This is a genomic window from Caulobacter sp. S45 (assembly GCF_009765965.1).
GTDB lineage: Bacteria > Pseudomonadota > Alphaproteobacteria > Caulobacterales > Caulobacteraceae > CAHJWH01.
In genome coordinates this window covers 39,471-60,391 of record NZ_LMUL01000007.1, presented here as the reverse complement: position 1 = coordinate 60,391, position 20,921 = coordinate 39,471, and the positions used below count along the sequence as shown (strand labels likewise).

General features: G+C 64.6%; 14 protein-coding genes and 1 pseudogene. 6 read left to right on the top strand and 9 right to left on the bottom strand.

Annotated features, from left to right (window positions below; all coding sequences use genetic code 11):
* Positions 1-685 precede the first annotated feature (685 nt).
* Positions 686-2,923 (top strand): TonB-dependent receptor, encoded by a 2,238-nt coding sequence (locus tag GSQ87_RS04065; RefSeq protein WP_158913463.1) that lies wholly within the window; start codon positions 686-688, stop codon positions 2,921-2,923.
* Between the two features lie 263 nt (positions 2,924-3,186).
* Here the strand turns inward: GSQ87_RS04065 and GSQ87_RS04060 are convergent, their stop codons facing one another.
* Positions 3,187-3,903, bottom strand: coding sequence for an IS6 family transposase (locus GSQ87_RS04060; protein WP_158913461.1), 717 nt, complete (start codon positions 3,901-3,903; stop codon positions 3,187-3,189).
* A 166-nt stretch (positions 3,904-4,069) separates the two neighbouring features.
* Positions 4,070-4,516: a MaoC family dehydratase gene (locus GSQ87_RS04055; RefSeq protein WP_158913459.1), complete on the bottom strand. Its 447-nt coding sequence runs from the start codon at positions 4,514-4,516 to the stop codon at positions 4,070-4,072.
* Between the two features lie 157 nt (positions 4,517-4,673).
* On the opposite strand from GSQ87_RS04055, the gene GSQ87_RS04050 reads away from it, so the two are divergent.
* Positions 4,674-5,690, top strand: coding sequence for an LLM class flavin-dependent oxidoreductase (locus GSQ87_RS04050; protein WP_158913457.1), 1,017 nt, complete (start codon positions 4,674-4,676; stop codon positions 5,688-5,690).
* A gap of 805 nt (positions 5,691-6,495) precedes the next feature.
* Here the strand turns inward: GSQ87_RS04050 and GSQ87_RS04045 are convergent.
* Positions 6,496-8,214, bottom strand: coding sequence for a CocE/NonD family hydrolase (locus GSQ87_RS04045; RefSeq protein ID WP_216838976.1), 1,719 nt, complete (start codon positions 8,212-8,214; stop codon positions 6,496-6,498).
* Between the two features lie 137 nt (positions 8,215-8,351).
* Entirely contained in the window at positions 8,352-9,314 is a 963-nt protein-coding gene (locus tag GSQ87_RS04040) for an SDR family oxidoreductase (protein ID WP_158913453.1), read from the bottom strand.
* A 56-nt stretch (positions 9,315-9,370) separates the two neighbouring features.
* Here GSQ87_RS04040 and GSQ87_RS04035 point away from each other — a divergent pair, with 56 nt between their 5' ends.
* From GSQ87_RS04035 to GSQ87_RS04020, 4 genes are all read left to right on the top strand, one after another.
* Complete coding sequence (locus GSQ87_RS04035; protein WP_216838974.1) at positions 9,371-10,360, top strand: AraC family transcriptional regulator; 990 nt, start codon at positions 9,371-9,373, stop codon at positions 10,358-10,360.
* 511 nt (positions 10,361-10,871) lie between these two features.
* A complete protein-coding gene (locus GSQ87_RS04030; protein WP_158913451.1) occupies positions 10,872-11,384 on the top strand; it encodes a (2Fe-2S)-binding protein in 513 nt (170 codons plus the stop codon).
* The gene (locus GSQ87_RS04025) at positions 11,381-13,678 is read left to right on the top strand and encodes a xanthine dehydrogenase family protein molybdopterin-binding subunit (protein WP_158913449.1); all 2,298 of its coding nucleotides are present in this window, start codon (positions 11,381-11,383) and stop codon (positions 13,676-13,678) included. Before GSQ87_RS04030 ends, GSQ87_RS04025 begins: the two co-directional genes overlap by 4 nt.
* Complete coding sequence (locus GSQ87_RS04020) at positions 13,675-15,018, top strand: cytochrome c (RefSeq protein ID WP_216838972.1); 1,344 nt, start codon at positions 13,675-13,677, stop codon at positions 15,016-15,018. Before GSQ87_RS04025 ends, GSQ87_RS04020 begins: the two co-directional genes overlap by 4 nt.
* A gap of 308 nt (positions 15,019-15,326) precedes the next feature.
* Here the strand turns inward: GSQ87_RS04020 and GSQ87_RS04015 are convergent.
* From GSQ87_RS04015 to dmeF, 5 genes and pseudogenes are all read right to left on the bottom strand, one after another.
* Positions 15,327-15,952, bottom strand: a pseudogene (locus GSQ87_RS04015) (tyrosine-type recombinase/integrase).
* A 249-nt stretch (positions 15,953-16,201) separates the two neighbouring features.
* Positions 16,202-17,857 (bottom strand): c-type cytochrome, encoded by a 1,656-nt coding sequence (locus GSQ87_RS04010; protein ID WP_158913447.1) that lies wholly within the window; start codon positions 17,855-17,857, stop codon positions 16,202-16,204.
* Positions 17,854-18,918, bottom strand: coding sequence for a cell wall metabolism sensor histidine kinase WalK (locus GSQ87_RS04005; protein WP_158913446.1), 1,065 nt, complete (start codon positions 18,916-18,918; stop codon positions 17,854-17,856). Before GSQ87_RS04005 ends, GSQ87_RS04010 begins: the two co-directional genes overlap by 4 nt.
* The gene (locus GSQ87_RS04000; protein WP_158913445.1) at positions 18,918-19,589 is read right to left on the bottom strand and encodes a response regulator transcription factor; all 672 of its coding nucleotides are present in this window, start codon (positions 19,587-19,589) and stop codon (positions 18,918-18,920) included. The genes GSQ87_RS04005 and GSQ87_RS04000 overlap by 1 nt, the downstream gene beginning before the upstream one ends.
* A 71-nt stretch (positions 19,590-19,660) precedes the next feature.
* Positions 19,661-20,917, bottom strand: a complete 1,257-nt coding sequence (dmeF, locus tag GSQ87_RS03995) for a CDF family Co(II)/Ni(II) efflux transporter DmeF (protein WP_158913444.1) — start codon at positions 20,915-20,917, stop codon at positions 19,661-19,663.
* Positions 20,918-20,921: the final 4 nt, after the last annotated feature.

Below are 20,921 nucleotides of genomic sequence, written 5' to 3'. Positions count from 1 at the left end.
AGATTTCGGAAGTAGGCCTTCACTCGCGCGCCGTGGGCATAATATTGTATTGAGCCCCCTCCCTATAGGTCATCGCAGCGAAATCTTGGCTGAGGTCCGCGCCGCCGGACCCGAAGCCGGAGCTCCAGGCTGGGCGGCCGCAGATGATGCAGCCGAAGGCGCCGCTATCTGGGCGAAGGCGGATACCACCGCGGCGCTGGCGCCCGGACAAGACGCGGCTCACCGCAGAAGCTTTAGTTGCAAGCTCATCCCCCTAAGGCAACGTGCTGAGCGTCCCGCTATATGTCGGCGCCGGCAGTGTTTTCGTTATTGAGAAGAAGATCAAGGCGAGCGGTCAAGCGGTCAATCGATTTTGACGCGAGGCTTGAGTGACCAAAGCTCAAACGTCTCCGGGCGTACGCCGGCAGAGCGATCCTGAATTCAAGGGCCCGGTTCTCAGCCCAATGCTTCCTCACCACCCACGCCGGCTTCTCCACACCACCACGTCAAGCGACGCTCAAACTTTTGCGCAGCTATTTGCGGCCTCGCAGACACGGCGCGCATCGCGCCCTGCATGACAAAGGCTCATCCAAGCCGGCCCCTTAGTCGTTTGACTATCAGCCCCCTCGTCTCCCATTCATTGACGTAGACGTGCGAAAGCACGCGTCCGAGGTATTAGCCTCAATAGGGGGAATTTTCGAAATCCATGAAAAACTATCTATTTGGCACCTCTGCGTTGCTCCTGACCGCATGGGCATCCATAGCTTGCGCTCAAACAACTCAAGATACCCCGGCTAGATTTGGCGCGCCTGCATCGGGAGCCAGCGCAAATGCGCCTAGCGCCAATGTTCCGGCCGCCGCCGGGCCGTCCGTCGGCCTGCAAGAAATCGTCGTAACGGCCCAACGCCGCTCCGAGAACGTACAGAAAGCGCCGATCGCCATCGACACAGTCACCGGTAGTGCCCTTGCGGCGCACAACGTGACCGATGTCACGGGGCTCACGCAGGTGGTGCCTTCTGTTCAGATCGGCCAAGCGGCGGGGCCATATCCCGTATTCTTCGTCCGCGGCGCCGGTTCTTTCGCAACCAACTCTTTGAGCGACAGCGCCGTGTCGCTTTCGATCGACGGTGTCCCGATAGCCCGCCAATATGGCGTCAACGGTCAGTTCTTCGACCTGGCGCGCGTGGAAGTTCTGGAAGGTCCGCAAGGCACCCTGTACGGTCGAAATGCAACGGCCGGCGCGATCAACTTCATTCCGCAAAAACCAAATCAGGTATTTTCCGCCGACGCCGGCGTGTCATACGGCAATTACAACGCTGTGACGGCCAACGCCGCCGTAAACTTGCCGATCAATGACGACTTGGCCGTACGGGCCGCATTTCAGACGACATCCCATTCAGGTTACGAGACCGAAGGCTTGGGGGACGACGATACTCAGTCGGGTCGCATCGAAGCTCTGTACCGCCCTACCAGCACGCTTTCCATTTTGCTCAGCGGGGACATGGTCAAACAGGGCGGTCAGGGCTCAGGGTTCGCCTTGGTCAATGGAACCGGCTATTCGCCAAGTCAAAGAATCTCCCTCGAGGATCCCCGCGCCGCAGCCCTTCTGACGAGCAAGGGTCTTGAACCCTTTCCGACTGGCTATGCCTTCCAGGATAACAGGTACGGCGGCTTGAAAGCTGAGATCAATTGGACGACAGACTACGGGACCTTCACCGTTCTGCCGGCTTATCGAAACGATCACATCTTTTTCAACACCCCCTACGGCTCCTCCGAAAAGGACGACGAAACCAACAATCAGGAGAGCGTCGAAGCCCGCTTTGCCTCGAAAGACACCGGATTTCTGCGATACATCGTCGGTGTTTACTATTTACATGATATTGCCGATGCGAATGAGCAAATCGACAATCGCAATGGATTGGGTAATCAGCAAAATTATTCTAGCGGAACCGATTCCAAAGCCGTCTTTACCGACATCAATTTGCATCCCACGAGTCAGTTCACGATACTGGGCGGAATACGGTATACGGATGAGACCAAAACTCTGAACGGTACCTTGTATAACCCGTTTATCGCCAGCCCGCCCATCATCAGAGATAATGATAGCGCCACGGCTGATAAGTTGACTTGGCGCGTCGGCGGTCAATACGATATCACGCCGAGCTCCATGGTGTACGGCACGGTCGCGACCAGTTTCCGGTCCGGCGGGTTCTATTTTACGGCCGACAACGGCGCCTTCCAGCCGGAAGACGTGATTGCTTACACTCTAGGCACGAAGAACAGATTTTTCGATAATAAGCTCCAGCTCAATTTTGAGGTGTTCGGGTGGGATTATTCAAATCAACAGCTGTCGTATTCGACGTTCGATAGCAAAAATAATCAAATCTTTGCCACTGTGAACGCGGGGTCGACCAAAGAGCACGGCGCAGAACTGGACACTAAATACCGCCTTACTCCGACCACGCAATTGGGCGTGGACGTTCAGTACCTTCATGCGAGATTCCAGCAATTTGAATACGTCCAAGCCGGCGCTCCCACCCCAGGCACACTTTGTCAGACCGCGACTGTTCCGGGCGGTCATCAAATCAATTGTGCGGGATTGACGCCACCGAATTCGCCAACCTGGGTTGTGAGCCCCACTCTCATTCAGACATTCAATCTCGGAAACGGCGGTTCAGTCGAATTCAACGGAACAGGCCACTATCAAACAGCCTCGTTTACGGCAGTCCAATTGGTGCCGGCCAGCGATCTGCAGCCCAGTTATTTCACCGGAGATTTATCGCTTACCTATAATGAGCCTCAAGGAAAATGGAAAATTGGCTTGTTTGTCAACAACGTAGCCAACTCCACGATCCAACAATACACGGTCCATGGCGCCATCAACACTGCGATACTATCCCCTCCGCGCACCTTTGGTGTACGCGCGTCATTGCATTACCAATAAAATATGTTCGGTATTGCCTATAGATATTTACAACGACCCACGATGATTTCAGTTTTTCTTCGTCTATGGTTGTAAATGCTGGGATTTCCGCCGAAAGCGTGGTAGCTTTTGTTTTCGCGCCGCCCGCTGTGTCGCCGGCTTTAGGGCCGTGCGGGGCTCGGTCGGCGCGAGACGTTAATACGCTCGATCTCAAAAGCGGGTGCTGTCAGTCCAAGGCGAACTCGTCTCCGCTTGGACGTAGCTCCCCCAAACCCGAGCGAGCTCTACCCAACAACCTGCCGCCACTCGGCCAGGGCGGCTGAGCGTCGGTCTTTGTAGGTTGTGCGGCTGACGAGGTGGCGCTCCTGGCTAAAATGATTGTGCACGGTCCCGTGCACCGAGGCGAAGGTCTGAAGTGTTTTCATCCTCCGAAACCTCAGCATGGCTCGCTCTCGTCGTCGGAACGGCTGGTGTGAGTTCTCAGCCCGGTTGTTGGCCCAACGGCCAACCTCCTGGCGCTCGGTCCCGCCGATCTCCTTCAGGGCGGCGCCGTAGGAGCGTAGGCCGTCGGTGACGATGGCCTTGGGTCGGCCATGACGCTTCATGGCCTTCTTGATGAACTTCAGGGCAGCGGCCTTGTCCCGTTCCTTAGTGACAAAGGATTCCAGCACCTCGCCCTCGTGGTCCACCGCTCGCCAGAGATAGCGCATCTCGCCGTTGATGCGGACGTAGACCTCGTCCAAATGCCACCGCCAGTGGGTATGCTGGCGCATCGCCTCGACCCGCTTTTTGCGGATCTCGTTGGCGAACATCGGACCGAAACGGGTCCACCACAGCCTCACCGTCTCGTGGCAGATATCGATACCCCGCTCGTGTAGCAGGTCTTCCACGTTCCTCAGCGACAACGGGTATTTGACGTAAAGCATCACCACCAGCCGGATCACCTCAGGCGATGAGTCGAACCAGCGAAACGGGTTGGGCGGAGGCTTCCGGCGGGGCATACCCTTCCCTACCCCCGACCGCGGTCACCGCAAGGTACATTTAAGCTGACAGAGCCTCTCGGAGTCATGCAGACCCACGAACACAGCTCCGTAGCAGCCGTCCCTAAACGTCGGCAAAGGTGGCGCGAATCGGTTGCAGCGCCCTTCTGGCTCCCCGCGTTGTCCGTCAGATCTTGCGTCGTCGACGCGGGACTCGAACCGTGGCGTCGCCATCCATGACCAGTTCGTCACCGACAAAGGCTTCGCCGCGTAGAACGACCCGCGCGCTCAACTCGTCAATCGCGGTGATGGTCATGCGAGTTACGACAATGTCGCCGACGCGCACTGGCCTATGAAAGGCCAGGGTTTGGCTGAGATAAATCGCACCCGCCCCAGGTAAAATCGTGCCAACGACGGCAGATCCGAACGAGGCTGACAGCAAGCCATGCGCTATCCGGCCGCGATACGCGGTCTTGGACGCAAAGGCTTCGTCCATGTGCACGGGATTGAAGTCGTCGGACGCCTCGGCGAATTGCTCGATCCGATCTTCAGTCACCGTAAGGCGCTTTTCCGCGGCCATCCCGATGGCCAACTCTTCCAAGATATAGCCGCCGGATGGGTGAGGTTCGATCATAAGGGGCGGTACCAACGGAAGACCGTGTTGGCCAGTAAAAAGCGAGGCGCCTCAGCAGGGCGCCTCATGCAACCAAGGGCCGTGTGCTCATGCTGGAAACGCACCATTGCCCGACGCGCTCTATCGCCCGCGCCAAGTTGCCCCATATGTGCCGTCCATGAAGAAGATCGGCTTCCTATCCTTCGGCCACTGGTCGAACTCCCCGCAGTCGGCGACACGCTCGGCCGGCGACGTGCTCCTGCAATCGATCGACCTAGCCATGGCGGCCGAGGAGCTCGGGGCTGATGGAGCGTACTTCCGCGTCCATCATTTCGCCCAGCAGCTCGGCTCGCCCTTCCCCCTGCTGGCCGCGGTGGGCGCCAAGACCCGTCGCATTGAGATCGGCACCGGCGTCATCGACATGCGCTACGAGAACCCCTTCTACATGGCCGAGGACGCCGGCGCCGCCGATCTGATCGGCGGCGGGCGGCTGCAGCTCGGCATCAGCCGCGGCTCGCCCGAGCAGGTGATCGAGGGATGGCGCCACTTCGGCTACGCCCCGGCCGAGGGCGAGAACGACGCCGACATGGGCCGCCGCCACGCCGAGGTCTTCCTGGAGCTGCTCAAGGGCCAGGGCTTCGCCCAGCCCAATCCGCGCCCCATGTTCCCCAACCCGCCGGGACTCTTGCGCCTGGAGCCGCATTCGCCGGGGCTGCGCGAGCGTATCTGGTGGGGCTCAGGATCGAACAGCACCGCCGTCTGGGCTGCCCAGAGAGGCGTAAACCTTCAGAGCTCGACCCTGAAGGCGGACGAAAGCGGCGAACCTTTCCACGTTCAGCAGGCCAAACAGATCCGGATCTACCGCCAGGCGTGGAAGGAAGCCGGTCATGCTCGCGAACCGCGCGTGTCGGTCTCGCGATCGATCTTCGCCCTTATGAACGATCGCGACCGCGCCTATTTCGGACGCGGCGACAGCAACGATCAGATTGGCGTCATCGACAACATGCGCGCCGTGTTCGGACGCTCCTACGCCGCCGAGCCGGACGTCCTAGTCGAGCAGCTTCACGCCGACGAGGCCATCGCGGAAGCGGACACGCTTCTCCTCACCGTGCCCAACCAGCTCGGCGTGGCCTATAACAGCCACGTCATCGAGGCCATTCTAACCCACGTCGCCCCGGCGCTCGGCTGGCGTTGACAACTAACCGTACGAGCTTGGAAGATGGCCTGCCGGCGAGATAGCGCCCACAATGGACCGGCCATTTCTGCCAGACTCCGGCCGTCCAGATCGCTATGAGCCCGACGGTTGGGGCGGCCTCACTGGCGGCTTTGGGGGCGTTCAGACGAGATTACGGCTTCTCGAATCCGGACATTGCCGGCGGCGGGATTCGGCGCGACTGCTAAGAGCAGAGGGCGCCCGCGACCCGGCGCTCCTCCAGAAGGTATGCATGTCCCGTCCTCCGCCAGATTGGATGGCTACAGCCCGCCGAGCCACGCTACGGTTGCATGCAACAACCGCAAACAGTCGGGGCGCAAACCACCACGTCTACATTGCGCTGCTAGAAGACCCCCGACGCGCTTGCAGATGGGGCCTGTACGTTGGGGAGACCTCACGTGACCCTGACCAACGTTTTGATCAACATAAGACGGGCTACAAGGCCAGCCGCGAGGTCAATCGCTTCGGCGTGCGCCTACTGCCCGACTTGGTGGACCACCTCAACCCGTTGCGGCGTTGGGAGGCACTAGAGCTAGAAGGCGCGTTGGCGGAAGAACTAGGCCGCGCCGGTATCTCCTGGGTCGCTGGCGGCCACTAAAGCGCCGATATCCGACATCCGCTGTCCTCCAGAATTCCGACATTCGAGCGCCCTTGAACTTCTCGCTCAGGCCGACTCTAATGGCGGTTGCTTGGACTATTCAGCCACAATAACCAATCCCAACACCGGACTTGAATGGTAGTTGATTCAAAGCTCACGCTCACGAGGCTGGGCGATCGGTCGCTAAAATCAATCGCCGATTCTCGGCAGCAGCAGGTAGGAGGGGCGATCCCCTCCTGTAGCGATCATGTTCGTCCCTCCATACAGTTTCGGGTCGCGGTTGGGATGCGCCGCGAAATACAGACCGGAATTTTCCGTGTTCGGCATGGGATAGTCGTTCGCATGCACGGTGTTCGAGCCCGGCGGGTAGCCGAAATCCTTACCGCCGATCGTCAGCGCGAGGCGATAGCCCTTGGGCACGACGATGCTCATCGGGTTGGCGAACTCGAGATCGACGGGGTAGAACTCGCCGGGCTGCATAGGGTCTGCGCCCGTGTGCGGATGGTATTGCATCCATTCGGTTGACCTCGCCGGATCGACGGCCCTGTGCGAGACGCGCAGGAACCCTATGGCGAGCGGAACATTGGCATCACTATTGCCCATGAACGCTACGTCGCGCCCCTGTGGGTCGATCAGCCTGACCGCAGCGAAGACATCCATGTCGTTCAAAGAGGAGGCGACCCAGACGTGAACACCGACCGGCCCGGTGAACTCAGTCTCCCGCTCGAAGGGCGTAGTGGTGAACGTCAGACCGCCGGCAAGACCGGGATAGCTCTTGCTGGAGGCCGCCCCGACCGCCTCGGGGCTCATTGAGCCGGCCGAGGCGTCGAGGTTGAAGCGCTGCCAACGGGTCGATGGAATCGGCCACGCGGTCTCCGCTCGCCAGGTCGCGCCATCCGGGCGCCGGACCTGGATTTCGACCTTCGGCTCCTTGTCCCAACCGTTGTCGGCGTCCTTGAGGAAATGGTCGAAGAACCGCTTCTGAACCGCGATCGACTCGTCCGAATAGAAGGGCGACAGGTGATCCCCACTCTCGATGCGCAGCCATTTGTTCGGACCAGGCGCCGCCAGGTAGCCCGCCGTGCTCCAGCCCGCCCAGTTGGCGACCACCAGCATGGGAACGGTGATGCGGCTAGGATCAGCATGGCGCTCGGCATAGTAGGCGCCGTCGAACGGATGGCTGGCGATGGCCTCGATGGGCGCCGTCCGGTTCTGCTTCAGGAGAGGCTCGGGCAATGGCGACCCAGTGCTCTTCTCGCCCGTGTTCATGTCGACCAGCGGCGAGGCGGCTTGGCCGTTCTGGTTTGTCGCCACCTGGTTGTCGAACCAGAACTTCCAGGCGACGTTCAACATGCCGCCGGCGTAGGCGATCTCGCGATATTCATCGAACGCACCCTCCCACGGGAGGATGGCGGCAAGGCCCTGCGGCTGGCGCGCTGCGACCTGATACTGGTTGATCGCCTGGTAGGAGGTGCCGAGCAGACCGACCTTGCCGTTGCTCCACGACTGGTGCGCCGCCCAGGTGATCAAGGTCGCGAAGTCCTCCGTCTCGCGCGGCGAAAGGGGATCGAGCATGCCCAGCGATTTGCCCGCGCCCCGCACGTCGGCGTGGACGACGATGTAGCCATTCGGCACCCACCGTTCGGGATCGGGCGCCTCGAAGCGAATGAAGCGACACGACGACTTGCCGCACAGGTCGGGATACTTTGCGACAAGCTTGGCCCACGATGTCTTGTACGCGGGCGCGTCCGCCATGGGCGTGTCCTTGCCGTAAGGCCCCATCAGCATCAGCACCGGATACCGGCCCGGCTTGTCCGGTCGGTACACGTTGACGCTGAGCCGGACGCCGTCGGACATGGTCACCGCCACATCGTGGTCCAGCAGCATGCCCGGCACGCCGGTCTTCACGACCTTGCTCATGGCGGGATTGACGGCCGCAAGGGCCAGGGCGAGCGCGATCGGCGCGGTGGACTTGATCTTCATGGGTTCTCTCCTCGATTGCGGCTGGGCGGGCGTGGTTCACCAGCCGCTTGATCGGTGCAGTGTCAGCGGACGGGACGGCGGAGGTGCGCGGCGAGGTCGGGAAGCAGAGACGGGTTTTGCGGCCGCCAAGACAGCCGCGCCTGTGTCTTCTGGCTCGACACGGGATTGTCGGCGGCGACGAAGGGGGTGAGCCAACCGAAGTGGCGCTTCGCCTCCTCGGGCGACATGCTCCGAACCGGAACGCCTACGTCGCGGCCGACCGTCTCGGCGATGGCGCGGAACGGCATGTTCTCAGCGGCGGCGTGATAGCGGCCACCGGCTTCGCCTCCCTCGATCGCAAGCCGGAACAGGTGCGCCGCGTCGAGTCGATGCCCTGCGCCCCACCGATTGGCGCCGTCTCCGACGAAGGCGGAAACGCCTTTCTTGCGAGCGATCGTCACGAGCTGCGTGACGAGCCCGAGCTTCGTCTCGTCGTGAACCGACGGTGGCAGACGCACCACGCAGGCCCGCAGCCCAGCGGAAGCTAGGGCCAGCGTCGTCTGCTCAGAGCGGGCCCTGACGCCGCCGGCCGCGCGCGGGTCTGCAAGGTCATCCTCGTCGGCGAACCCGCCCTGGCGCATCGCCATCGTCGGGAAGGCGATGACCAAGGCGCTGTCGCGCCCTCGCAACGCCGATCCGAACGTCTCGATCGCCCGCCGGTCCGCTTCAACAGCGGCGGTCATGAAGCGGCCCACGATTCCGGCCGGGCTGCCGCCGAAGATGATTCCCAGCCGCGTGCCGAGGCTCGGCTGGGAGAAGCCATGGAAGAAGGCGGTGTGGATCACGCCGTCGGCGTCGGCGGCGGCGCGTTTGAGTACGTCGAGATCTTCGACCGACCCGCTGACGGGCGTGGCGCCCATGCCCTTCAGCCGTTCGGCGGACTCGCTGGACCGCACCAGACCCGCAACCTCGTGCCCGGCGCGCAGGAGTTCGCTGGTGACCGCTGAGCCGATAAACCCGGTCGCGCCGGTGACAAACACCTTCATTCCGTTCCCTGCCGCCTTCGCCGGTCGGACCTAGGGTCCCCGCCAGCACCTGGAAATTGTGCGAGAAGCGCGATACGGTCGACACCCTGGCATCCGGTTTTGGTATTCGATCGTACGGAGCTTCAATGGATCCGCTGTCTTCCGTCCTGTCATTGGTTCGGCTCAAGGCCTACGTCTCAGGCGGTCTTGACGCTGGCGGATCCTGGGCCGTTGGCTTCGGCGCGACGGACGGCGTCAAGTTCCAAGCCATCGTATCCGGCCAGTGCTGGCTCGTGGTGGAGGACGCAGGCGATCCGATTCTTCTACGCGCGGGCGACTGCGTCCTGCTGACCCGGGGACGCCCGTTCCACTTCGCCAACGACCTGTCCTTGCCGCCCATCGACGGACGCACCCTCGTATCGCCTGCGCGGGACGGCCGTATCGCGATCCTGAACGGCGGCGGGGACTTTCTGAGCCTCGGAGGCTATTTCCAGCTCGCCGACGACCACGCCGCTGTCCTCCTGGACGCGCTGCCGCCTGTTGTCCGCGCAACGGACAAAGCCAACCATGCGGTCGTGAGATGGTGCATCGACCGGCTACGCGAGGAGATGAAAACCGATAGGCCGGGAGGCGACCTCGTCGCCCAGCAGATCGCGACCATGCTGCTGGTCCAGCTCATCCGCTCCCATCTGGACGCCGCGCCCGCAGGGGCCGCGAACTGGCTGGTCGCGCTTGGCGACCGCGGGCTGCGTGCGGCGATCGGGGCCGTCCATCGCGAACCGGCCAAGCGCTGGACGCTGGGCGAGCTCGCTTCGGAGGCCGCCATGTCGAGGACGGTGTTTGCAACGCGCTTTCGGCAAGCCGTCGGTCTTCCGCCAATGGACTACGTCATCAGATGGCGCATGAGCCTCGCTGCGGAGCGCCTAGCGTCGACAGGCCTGACGGTATCGGCCGTCGCGCACTCGGTCGGCTACGACTCGGAGAAGTCGTTCGGGGCGGCCTTCCGGCGAATCCGCGGCATGCCTCCCGGCGCGTATGCACGACGTGCGGCCAAGCCGACGGGCTGATCTCATCGTCGGCGACATCAGTACTGTCGACTTAACACGCGTCTCACGAAATTAGTGATCAACCCAGCGACGGCAAAAATGCGCCCATTTCGGACATGTGACCCCTTTCCGGTTCCGGACAATGGGGAGCTTATGCATCGGTCGCCTGGACGGTGCGCAAGAAACGGCTTTTGAAAGCTGGTTTCCGCTTGGTCTCGCAGGTACCAGCGCGAGTCTTTATATCGTCACCTTCGCCCAATGCGTCTCTTCGCGGCCGGCGATGAAATCCGATCCCAGGCATAGCGCGTCCTAAATCGCTGGGTAGATATTTAATTCGGGCGCTTAAAATGAGTTCATCTCCTTCAAATCCTGGTTGCTCACATTTCGACAGCCAATTTTGCTGCACTATGCAGTCGGAATTCGTAACGCAATAAGCTGGACTTGGGCGGCGACCTCATGCTGATTTTGCGGGATGGCTAAGGCACGGTGGCCGATTGTACGGCCGGCGTATCGCGTTCGGGAGGCTGGGACGATGTTCACCCTCAACGTCAACGGACAGAGCCATGACGTGGACGTCCCGCCGGACATGCCCCTGCTGTGGGTGCTGCGCGACGTGGTCGGCCTGACGGGCACCAAGTTCGGCTGCGGCGTCGCCCAGTGCGGCGCCTGCACCGTGCATGTGGCGGGCCAGGCGATGCGGTCCTGCGTACTGCCGGTTTCCGCGCTGGGCTCGCGTCCGGTGACGACGGTGGAGGCCGTGGGCCAGACCCCGGCGGGACAAAAGGTACAGCAGGCCTGGCTCGAGATCGAGGTGGTCCAGTGCGGCTACTGTCAATCCGGCCAGGTGATGAGCGCAGCGGCCCTGCTGACGCATACGCCCGATCCGACCGACGCCGACATCGATGCGGCCATGTCGGGCAACATCTGCCGCTGCGGGACCTACGCCCGCATCCGCGAGGCGATCAAGCTCGCCGCCACCGGACGAACCACGGCCATGCCGACCGTTCCCATCGCCGCGCCTGCGGGCCCCGGAGCGCAGTCATGAACGCGCCGCTGGCTCTCAACCGCCGCGACCTGATGCTGGCCGGCGGCGGGTTCACCCTGGCCTTCACCATCCTGCGCGGCGGGCGAGCGCAGGCCATGGCCGACGCGAGGCCCCAGGCCGGCGATCCCGCCGCTGCAGCTGCAGACGGCGCCCCGGCCTTCGCCCCCAACGCCTTCATCCGCATCGATCGGGCGGGCCCCGTCCGCCTGGTGATGCCGAACGTGGAGATGGGACAGGGCGTCTATACCGGTGAGGCCACGCTGATGGCGGAGGAACTCGACATCGGCTTGGATCAGGTCGTGCTCGAGCACGCGCCGCCCAACGAAGCGTTGTACGCCATGCCCGCTTTGAAGATGCAGGCGACCGGCGGCTCTACTTCGACGCGGGCGGCCTGGCAGGTGTTGCGCGAGGCGGGCGCGGTGGCGCGCGTCATGCTGGTTGGCGCGGCGGCCAAGAATTGGAGCGTCGATCCGGCAGCCTGCACGGTGGAGCGCGGGGTGGTTCATCACGCCGCCAGCGGCCGCACCGCAACTTACGGCGAACTGGCCGAGGCCGCCGCCCGCCAGCCTGTGCCGCCCAAGGTGACGCTGAAGGACCCCAAGGACTTCGCCCTCATCGGCAAATCGTTCCGCCGGCTCGACACGGCGGCGAAGGTGGACGGTTCCGCCATCTACGGCATGGATGCAAGCACGCCGGGAATGAAGATCGCCGTCGTGGTGCAATGCCCGATCTATGGCGGTCGCGTGAAGTCTGTGGACGACAGCGCCGCCCGCGCCGTTCCGGGCGTGCGCGACGTGATCCATCTGGACGACGCGGTCGCCGTCAGCGGCGATCACTTCTGGGCCGCCAAGACTGGGGCCGACGCCCTCAAGATCGAGTGGGACGGGGGCGAGCACGCCGACTTCTCCACGGCGGCCCTGTTCAAAGGCCTGGACGACAGCTCCCTGAATGGCAAGGCGCTGGTGGCGCGCGAGGTCGGCGACGTCGGCCGCGGCGGCGGCCACAGGCTCGATGCGGTCTACCAAGTGCCGATGCTGGCCCATGCGCCGATGGAGCCGTTGAACGCGCTGGTGCACGTGCGCCCGGACGCCTGCGAAATCTGGGTCGGAACCCAGGTGCCGGTGCGTTGCGTCGACGCCGCCGCGGCGGTCACGGGCCTGCCGGCCGACAAGATCATCTTGCACAACCACTATCTCGGCGGCGGTTTCGGCCGGCGGCTGGAGGAGGATTCGGTGCGCCTGGCGGTGCGGATCGCCAAGCCGCTCGGCTATCCGGTGAAGGTGATCTGGACCCGCGAGCAGGACATCCAGCACGACGTGCCGCGCCCGGCCTATCACGACCGCATCGGCGCCGTGCTCGGCGGCGACGGCCTGCCGGTGGCCTGGACCGACCGGGTGACCAGCGAGTCGGTCATGCGCCGCTGGGTGCCGGCAGGGCTGCGCAAGGACGGCCTGGACAGCGACACGGTGGAGGGCTCCGCCGAGCCGCCCTACGACTTCCCCAACCTGCGGGTGGAATGGGTGCGCCACGACATGCCCAACGGCATGGCGGTCGGCTGGTGGCGTGGGGTGGGACCGACCCACAACCTATTCAAGGTCGAGAGCTTCATCGACGAGTGCGCCCATGCGGCCGGCAAGGACCCGGTCGCCTACCGCCGGGCCTTGCTGCAGAAGAACCCCCGCGTGCTGGGCGTGCTGAACCTGGCCGCGGAGAAGATGGGCTGGGACTCGCCACGCTCCGGCGGGCGTATCGGGCGCGGAGTGGCGGTCGCCTCGCCCTTCGGCAGCCATGTCTGCACCATGGTCGAGATCGAGGTCTCGGCCCAGGGCGAGATCCGTCTGCTCCGGTCGGTCAGCGCCGTGGACTGCGGGATGGTGGTCAATCCCAACACGGTCGAGGCCCAGATCCAGGGCGGCCTGGTGTTCGGCTGGACCGGCGCGCTCTACAGTCAGATCACCTATGAAGGCGGGGCGGTCCAGCAGAGCAACTTCAACGATTACCGCATGATGCGGATGAACGAGACCCCGCCGCTGGAAGTCCACATCGTGCATAGCAGCGAGGCGCCCGGCGGCATCGGCGAGGTCGGCACCGCCATCGCCGCGCCGGCCCTCGGTAACGCCATCTTCGCGGCGACGGGCATGCGCATCCGGACCCTGCCCATCGACCGCGGCCTGCTGGTCCAGGACAAGGGTGCGCAGAAGGCGGTGCTGACCGCCCTGCCGCTCGGAGCCCTGGTCCTCGCCGGGGCGGCGGTCGCCGGTTCCGGCCGATCCGACGCGGGAGAAGAGGCGTGAAGACCCGGCCCACCCTCCGCATCGCCCTGCTAGGCGCCGTCACGCTTGGCGTATCCACGCTCGCGCTGCACGAGACGTCGATCCTGCGCGCCTCCGCCCACGCCCAGGACGCCGCGCCCGCGCCGTCCCAGAGCGTGCAGCCGGCCTCCGCCGCCCAGGCGTCTCCGTTGGTGCAGCGCGGCGAATACCTGGCGCGCGCGGCGGACTGCGTCGCCTGCCACACCGCACCGGGCGGCAAGGCCTATGCCGGCGGTCTGCCGTTCAAGCTGCCGTTCGGGACGATGTACGCCACCAACATCACCGCCGACCGCGAGACCGGGATCGGAAGCTGGAGCGACGACGACTTCGTCAACGCCGTGCGGAAGGGCGTCGGCAAGGGGGGCAAGCATCTATACCCGTCGATGCCCTACACCTCCTACACCGCCATGAGCCGCGACGATGCACTGGCGATCAAGGCCTACCTGTTCAGCCTGCCCGCGGTGCGCCAGCCCAACCGCGCCAACCACCTGGCCTTCCCGTTCAACCAGCGCTGGAGCATGTGGTTCTGGAACCTGGTGTTCCTGAAGGACCGGCGCTTCCAGCCCGATCCGGCCCTGAGCGCCGAGGAGAACCGCGGCGCTTACCTGGCCACCGCGCTTGGCCATTGCGGCGAGTGCCATACGCCCCGAAACCTGGCCTTCGCCATGAAGGCCAACCGCCAGTTCGCCGGCGCGGAGCTGCAGGGCTGGCGGGCCTGGAACATCACCCCCGACAAGCGTTTCGGCGTGGGCGGCTGGTCCGACGCGCAACTCGCCGACTATCTGGCCGCGGGCCATGCCAACGGGCGCGGCTCGGCCGCCGGGCCGATGGGCGAGGCGGTGGAGAACAGCCTGCAATATCTCACTCCGCAGGACACCGCCGCCCTGGTCGCCTACCTGCGCAAGATTCCCGCGCAGCCCGGCGAAGCAGGAACCGAGGTCGACCTCCAACCCGCCCCGGTCCTGGCCTCCAGCGCCTGGGCGCCGGGAGCGGGCGATACGGGCGGGGCGCTCGGCAAGCACATCTTCGAGGGCGCCTGCGCCAGCTGCCACCAGTGGAACGGCCAGGGCCAGCAAACGCCTTACGCCGCGCTCCTCGGCAGCCAGGCCGTGAACGACCCGACGGGCCTGAACGTGGTCCAGGTCATGCTGCACGGGGCGCACATGCGCGTGCGCGGCCAGACCGTGTTCATGCCGGTCTTCGGCCGAGGCTACAGCGACGGCGAGCTGGCGGCGGTCGCCAACTACGTGGTCTCCCACTTCGGCGGCAAGCCGGGACGAGTGACGCCCGAAGCGGTGGCCAAGGCGCGCACGGCGGGCTGAGCTTGTCCATCGGCGGAGGGCGTGGCGCTGGACGCCCTTGGGCGTGCTCCCGATGGGCCGGTTCTCAAGATCGGATGGACGACCATCGCCTCGACCATCCTGGCGTCACTGACGTCCTGGTCGAGCAGGCCGAGTTCGGCTGCGGGCAACCTGGTCGCGCGCAGGTTGCGCGGTCGCGCGCCCATGCAGCGAACAGTTCGGTCAACCGCTGCGCCGTCCAGCCGGCGAGATTGCGCCCTCAACGGCGGTTCGTGGCGTCCGCTTGTGGAGGCAAGGGCCCGCGAGCCTGGAGGCCGCGGGCGAAAGCGTCAGAGATCTACCTGCTCTGACATCGCGAGCGCGCCACCCACCTCAATGCCGAGATAGCGCACGGTGCTTTCTAGCTTGCGGTGTCCGAGTAGCAGCTGGCAGGCGCGCAGGTTGCCGGTCTTCTTGTACAACATGGCGACCTTGGTCCGACGGAGGCTGTGGGCGCCATAGGCCTTCGGTTCGAGGTCGATCAAGGCGACCCATTTCTGCACGAGTCGGGCGCAATGGCGGGTGCTCGTGTGCTCGCCTAAGCGGGCGCGGCTCGGGAACAGCCAGTCGTCTTCTCGAGGGCCGCGAAGCTTCAGTCACGCCGAGAGCGCCTCGCGCGTGGAGTCGGTGATTTCGAACGGCACGGGCCGGGCCGTCTTCTGCTGGATCACCGTCGCCCTTTGTCGGAGCGCTCCGCCCGGAGCGACATCGCTGACCCGAAGCTTGACGAGATCGCATCCACGTAGCTTGGCGTCGATGCCGCAGTCGAATAGGGCGAGATCTCGCACCCGTCCGCCGGCCTTCAACTGCTGGCGATAGCCCAGACATGCTTCGCTTTGAATGGCGGCTTCGGCTCAATGATGCGTCCGCGGTTCCAGGGCCGCGGGGTGGAACGGAACATATCACGCTGTGTCATAGCTTCCTCCTCGGAGGACTTCTTCCTGGATTGGGCAGCAAGGATCGACGCCATTAAGGCGTTGGCGAGGACCGGCGGCTGCGCGAACCCTTCATACTCAGCGTGCGTGAATTTGGTCTGACAGCGCCCCGGCGAACTATCGAACCAACGAAACGGATTGGGCGGGGGCTTAGGCTTGACCATAGGGCTTTGCCTTAGTCCCCCTCGCCTATCGGCCGTCAATTTGCGCTGACAGAGCCAGATCGCGCCCTAATTCGCCATCCGCCAGGGCGAGCGATCGTTCCAGTGCGCCAGCGCATCCGCCGCCCACGCCGTGGACTTGTCCCGGTGGCAGGTGTTGCAGACGTTTGGGATCTTCAGGCTGTCCGTCATGCTCGGCGTGGTGAAGTGGAAGGTGTGGGAGGCCACGTTCACGTTGGCGATGGTCTGCTCGATCTGGGGCATGTGGCAGGCCACGCACTGACTGCCTGGACTACCCGGCTTGTGGTGGGTGTGGGCTTCGATCGAGATCGCATGCGGCCCGTTCTGGGTGTTGGGGCCGTGGCAGGTCATGCAGAGTTCGCCGATGGGTTTGCGTAGGATGGCCTGGTTCGGCGAGCCGTGCGGGTCGTGGCATGAGAAGCAGGTCACACCACGCGCATACATCAGGCTCTGGGTGAAGTCGTTGCCCTGCATCCGGTTCTTGTGAGCGGTCCCGTCGGGGAAGTGGGTGAAGCTCAGCTCGCCCAGCCTGTGCGGCTCAAGCTTCCAGAAGTCGGCCAGCTTCAACCCCACATGATAGCCCACCGGCCAGTCGTAGTATTTGCCCTGGATCGGGTTCCTTAGCGGTTGGCCCTGGGAGTGGCACTGGATGCAGGTGTCGTTGGCCTGCACATAATCCATGCGCGCCGGGTTCAGGATGTTGTTGCGGGTCGGGCGGGCGGCGTGCTCGGAGCCCGCGCCATGGCACATCTCACAGCCGACGTTCCACTCCGCCGGCTTGCTGGTGGCGATGTCGAAGTGGACCGAGTGGCAGCCGTCGCAGAGTGGACCGGTCGGGCGGCCCGAGTTGTCGCCCTTCGGGTCGGGGTAGTGGTTCGCCCACCAGTCCCCGCCTTTGTCGGGCACATGGTACTTGGACCAGGTCTTGTTGGTGATGTCCCACTGGGCTGGATAGGGGATGTAGGTGTTCCCGACCTTGTGGAAGAAGCGCTGCTTCCAGCCCGATCCATAGACGAAATCGACGTCTTTAATGCTGAACGTGACCAGTGGGTTGGGCTTGGAGAAGTCCGCCACGACCGCTTCCGGGTGAAGCCTGGGATCGCGCACCACATTGGCCATCTTGGTCGTGGACCAGCGTGCATAGACGTCCTGGTGACAGGACTGGCAGGCCTGCGAACCGACGTAGCGGGCGCTGCTGCTGACCTTCTGGAGCGTCGCGGGCGGTTCCATCGACGCGATCAGGGGAAGGTGGCGCGTGTAGGCGACGAGTTGCCAGAGCTGGCGGTCCGGCATGCTCCAGGCCGGCATGGCCGTGTTCCGGATGCCGTTGCGGATATGGTAGAAGACTTCGCCGTCCGACAGCTTCGGGATCAGGTCCCGCAGGACCGGCGGGCGCGGATAGGCCCCAGCCCCGATCTCGGTCTTCCCGCCGCCATCGTAGGCGTGGCACACCTCGCACTTCTGCTGGAACAGCATGTGCCCCGCCTCGATATCCGTCACGTCGCGACCCAGCGGATTCCGCTTAGCTTTCGCCGACGCAGGGACGCTGTGATGCAGCAGCCAGGTCGCGACATTGGTTTCCAGGGCGGGCGGCTCCTGGCGAGCGACGGAAAGGCCCGGCAGCACCACGGTGTAGGCGTAGCCCAGCGCTCCGGTCAGCAGGCCGACGAGTAGGGCGACGGCCGCGATCCATCTCAACTTCATCGGCCCGTCTCTCCCTGGCGAACAGCGGGCTGCAATGGAATGGCGAGGATGAAACAGGCTCCGCCGCCGGGCGCGTCCGCGTAGGTGATCCGGCCGCCGTGGGCGCGCACAATCTCGGCGACGATGGAAAGGCCCAGGCCCGCGCCAACCCCGGAGCTGCGGCGCTCGCGGCTGCGCCAGAAGCGATCGAAAATCCGGTCTCTTGCCTCGGCAGGCACACCGGGTCCGTTATCGACCACAGACACCAAGCCTCCGTCGTCGACGCGCACGGTGACCTCTTCGCCCTCGGGACTGTGGGCGATGGCGTTCTCGACCAAGTTGCGGATCGCATCCCCAAGCGCGTCCTGGTCGCCGCGCACCAGGGTGGGCGCCTCGGGCGGCTCGAACGCCAGGCTCCGGCCGCTCTTCGCCGCCCAGGGCGCAAGGCGCCCCACCACGTCACCGGCGATTCGGCCGAGGTCGACGGTCTGGCCGGTCTCCACAGGCTGGGCGTCGAGCCGAGCGACGCGCAGGAGCTGGTTCACCAAGCGGTTCATCCGCTCCGTGTCCTGCTGAAGGCGTTCCACCTCGGGGGACGTCGGCAGGGCCTCCAATCCTGCGGTCAGGATCGCCAGAGGCGTGCGCAGCTCGTGCGCGGCGTTGGCGGTGAACTGCCGCTGAATCTCAAAGCCCTTCTCCAGCCGGCCCAGGGCGCCGTTCATGGCTGCGACCAGGGGCAGGAGTTCGGTCGGCAGTCCCGTCTCCGGCAGTCGCACGCCGACGCTCCCCGGTGTGACCGCCGCAGCCTTTTCCGACGCCGTTCGGACCGGCCTGAGGCTGCCGCGGATGGTCCAGATACTGACGGCCAAGAGGATCACAGCCAGAATCGGGAAGGCCCAGGCGGCGTCGCGCAGGAACTCGCGCACGAAGGCGTCCGCCAGGGCCTCGTTCCCCATCTCCTTGGCGGCGTGGTAGCTGGAGAGCGCGACCGCGATGACGCCGACCGCCATGGCCGTCACTAGCAGCGCGCCCAGTCGAATGGTTAGCCTGCCTTCCAGCGATCTGGGACGCAGCAGGCGCATCAGCCAGCCTCGAGGAAGTAGCCGACGCCCCGCACGGTATGGATGGCGCAGTCGGCGCCAGCCTCCAGCAGCTTGCGGCGCAGGTGGTGGACGTGGACGGGGATGGCGTTCGACTCCAACTCCTCGCCCATGCCGTAAAGCTTGTCCTCAAGCACCGCCTTGGGCGCCACGCGACCGAGCCGGCGCATCAGGTGCTCCAGGATGGCCAGTTCCTGTCGCGCGAGGGGCAGAGGCAAGCCCGCCACCTGTACATCGCGCCCTACCGTGTCGAAGGCGACGTTGCCGGCCTCCAACCTCAGGCCGAGCGCGCCGCCGGGTCGACGGAGCAGCGCCTTCACCCGCGCCACCAACTCGATCATGGCGAAGGGCTTGACCAGATAGTCGTCCGCCCCCGCATCCAGGCCGGCCACTCGGTCTTCCACCGAGTCCCGCGCGGTCAATACCAGCACTGGCGGCTTGTCCGGTCTGCGATCCAGGTCCGCCAACAGGCGCAGGCCATCACCGTCCGGGAGGCCAAGGTCCAGAACCACAGCGTCATACACGTTCGCCCGGACGGCCGCTTCGCCATCGGCCGCCGTGAACACCGCATCGACCACGAAACCAGCCTGGCGCAGAGCTTCGCCGACCAGATCGGAAATCCGCTGCTCGTCCTCGATGATCAGCAGACGCATCCCGCCCGTCCGGTTGCCAACGGCGCATTTTGCCTGCGCCAGTTTAGGGCAGTTTTAAGAGCATGGCCTGCCTAGGCGGCCCTCGCCCACTTCCGCGCGGCTACGATCTCGACGGTGAGGTGCGACAACGTCGAAAAGCGCGCGAGCTTGGCGCGATAATAGGCCTCGTTTCGCCCCGCCTCGCTGGAAACGCTGAGGATCGCGCCGAGATGCCCCGGCCCCAGCCGCCACAGGTGCAGGTCCGCCACGGCGTCGCCGGACGCCTCGACGATCTGGCGGATTTGAGCGGTCAGCCGACGATCGGGATTCATGTCCAGCAGGATCGCGCCGGTGTCCCGGATGAGCCCATAGGACCAGCTTGCGATCACCAGGGCTCCGATGACGCCTGCGAGCGGGTCCATCCAGAGCCAGCCGAGCCGCTGGGCCAGGATGAGACCGACGATCACCAGGACCGAGACCATGGCGTCCGCCATGACATGGACGATGGCGCTTCGCATGTTGTTGTCGCGGTCGTGCGCTCCGTGCCCGTGCTCGGCGAACACCAGGGCGTGCTCTTCACCGTCGATGGTCAGGCGAGCAGTAAAGGCGTGCGGTTCAGGGATTTCCTCGACGGACTCGACGAGATCGCCCAGCTCCGAGAACCGGAAGGTCTGCCGAGCCCCGTCCGAGCGGATCGTCTCGATCGTGACCTTGGTCGGATCGAGCGACGCGCCGTCCTCGCGCCGCACGCGGAAACGCGGTGGGACCCCGTCCTCGAACACGGTCACAAGAACGGCTCCGGTCGGTGTCGCGACCTCGAAGGCCTCGTCCTCATGGTCGTGTCCATGCCCGTGTTCGTGGCCATGCCCATGATGGTGATGATGGCCCCCAGCGCTCAGCAGCCAGGCGCTGGCGATATTCACAGCGAGGCCCAGGCCGGCGATCGGGATCGCTTCGCCGAAGCGGATCGGCACCGGGTGGAGGAACCGCGTTACGGCTTCGTAGCCGATCAGGAGCGCGATCATGGCCAGGACGATGGCGCTGGTGAAGCCGGCCAGATCGCCGAACTTGCCAGTGCCGAAGGTGAAACTTGGATCGTCGGCATGTCGGCGCGAATAGGTGTAGGCGAGCGCGGCCAGCAGCAAAGCGCCGGCGTGGGTCGACATGTGCAGGCCGTCCGCGACCAACGCGATCGACCCGAAAATGAGGCCGCCGACGATCTCGCCGACCATCATCACGCCGCAGATGACAATGACGGCCCAGGCGCGTCGCTCGTTGGCCTGATGGCTCGGCGCGAGAAAGACGTGCCCATGAGCGGCATGCGGGCTGCTGGTGTGAGCGTTGGTCACGGAT

Excerpts from the sequence above, each read along its gene's own strand:
- GSQ87_RS04025 (WP_158913449.1), top strand. The coding sequence starts at position 11,381 with ATGAACGCGCCGCTGGCTCTCAACCGCCGCGACCTGATGCTGGCCGGC.
- GSQ87_RS04005 (WP_158913446.1), bottom strand. The coding sequence starts at position 18,918 with ATGCGCCTGCTGCGTCCCAGATCGCTGGAAGGCAGGCTAACCATTCGA.
- GSQ87_RS04000 (WP_158913445.1), bottom strand. The coding sequence starts at position 19,589 with ATGCGTCTGCTGATCATCGAGGACGAGCAGCGGATTTCCGATCTGGTC.
- GSQ87_RS04040 (WP_158913453.1), bottom strand. The coding sequence starts at position 9,314 with ATGAAGGTGTTTGTCACCGGCGCGACCGGGTTTATCGGCTCAGCGGTC.
- GSQ87_RS04050 (WP_158913457.1), top strand. The coding sequence starts at position 4,674 with ATGAAGAAGATCGGCTTCCTATCCTTCGGCCACTGGTCGAACTCCCCG.
- GSQ87_RS04065 (WP_158913463.1), top strand. The coding sequence starts at position 686 with ATGAAAAACTATCTATTTGGCACCTCTGCGTTGCTCCTGACCGCATGG.
- GSQ87_RS04060 (WP_158913461.1), bottom strand. The coding sequence starts at position 3,903 with ATGCCCCGCCGGAAGCCTCCGCCCAACCCGTTTCGCTGGTTCGACTCA.
- GSQ87_RS04010 (WP_158913447.1), bottom strand. The coding sequence starts at position 17,857 with ATGAAGTTGAGATGGATCGCGGCCGTCGCCCTACTCGTCGGCCTGCTG.
- GSQ87_RS04030 (WP_158913451.1), top strand. The coding sequence starts at position 10,872 with ATGTTCACCCTCAACGTCAACGGACAGAGCCATGACGTGGACGTCCCG.
- GSQ87_RS04055 (WP_158913459.1), bottom strand. The coding sequence starts at position 4,516 with ATGATCGAACCTCACCCATCCGGCGGCTATATCTTGGAAGAGTTGGCC.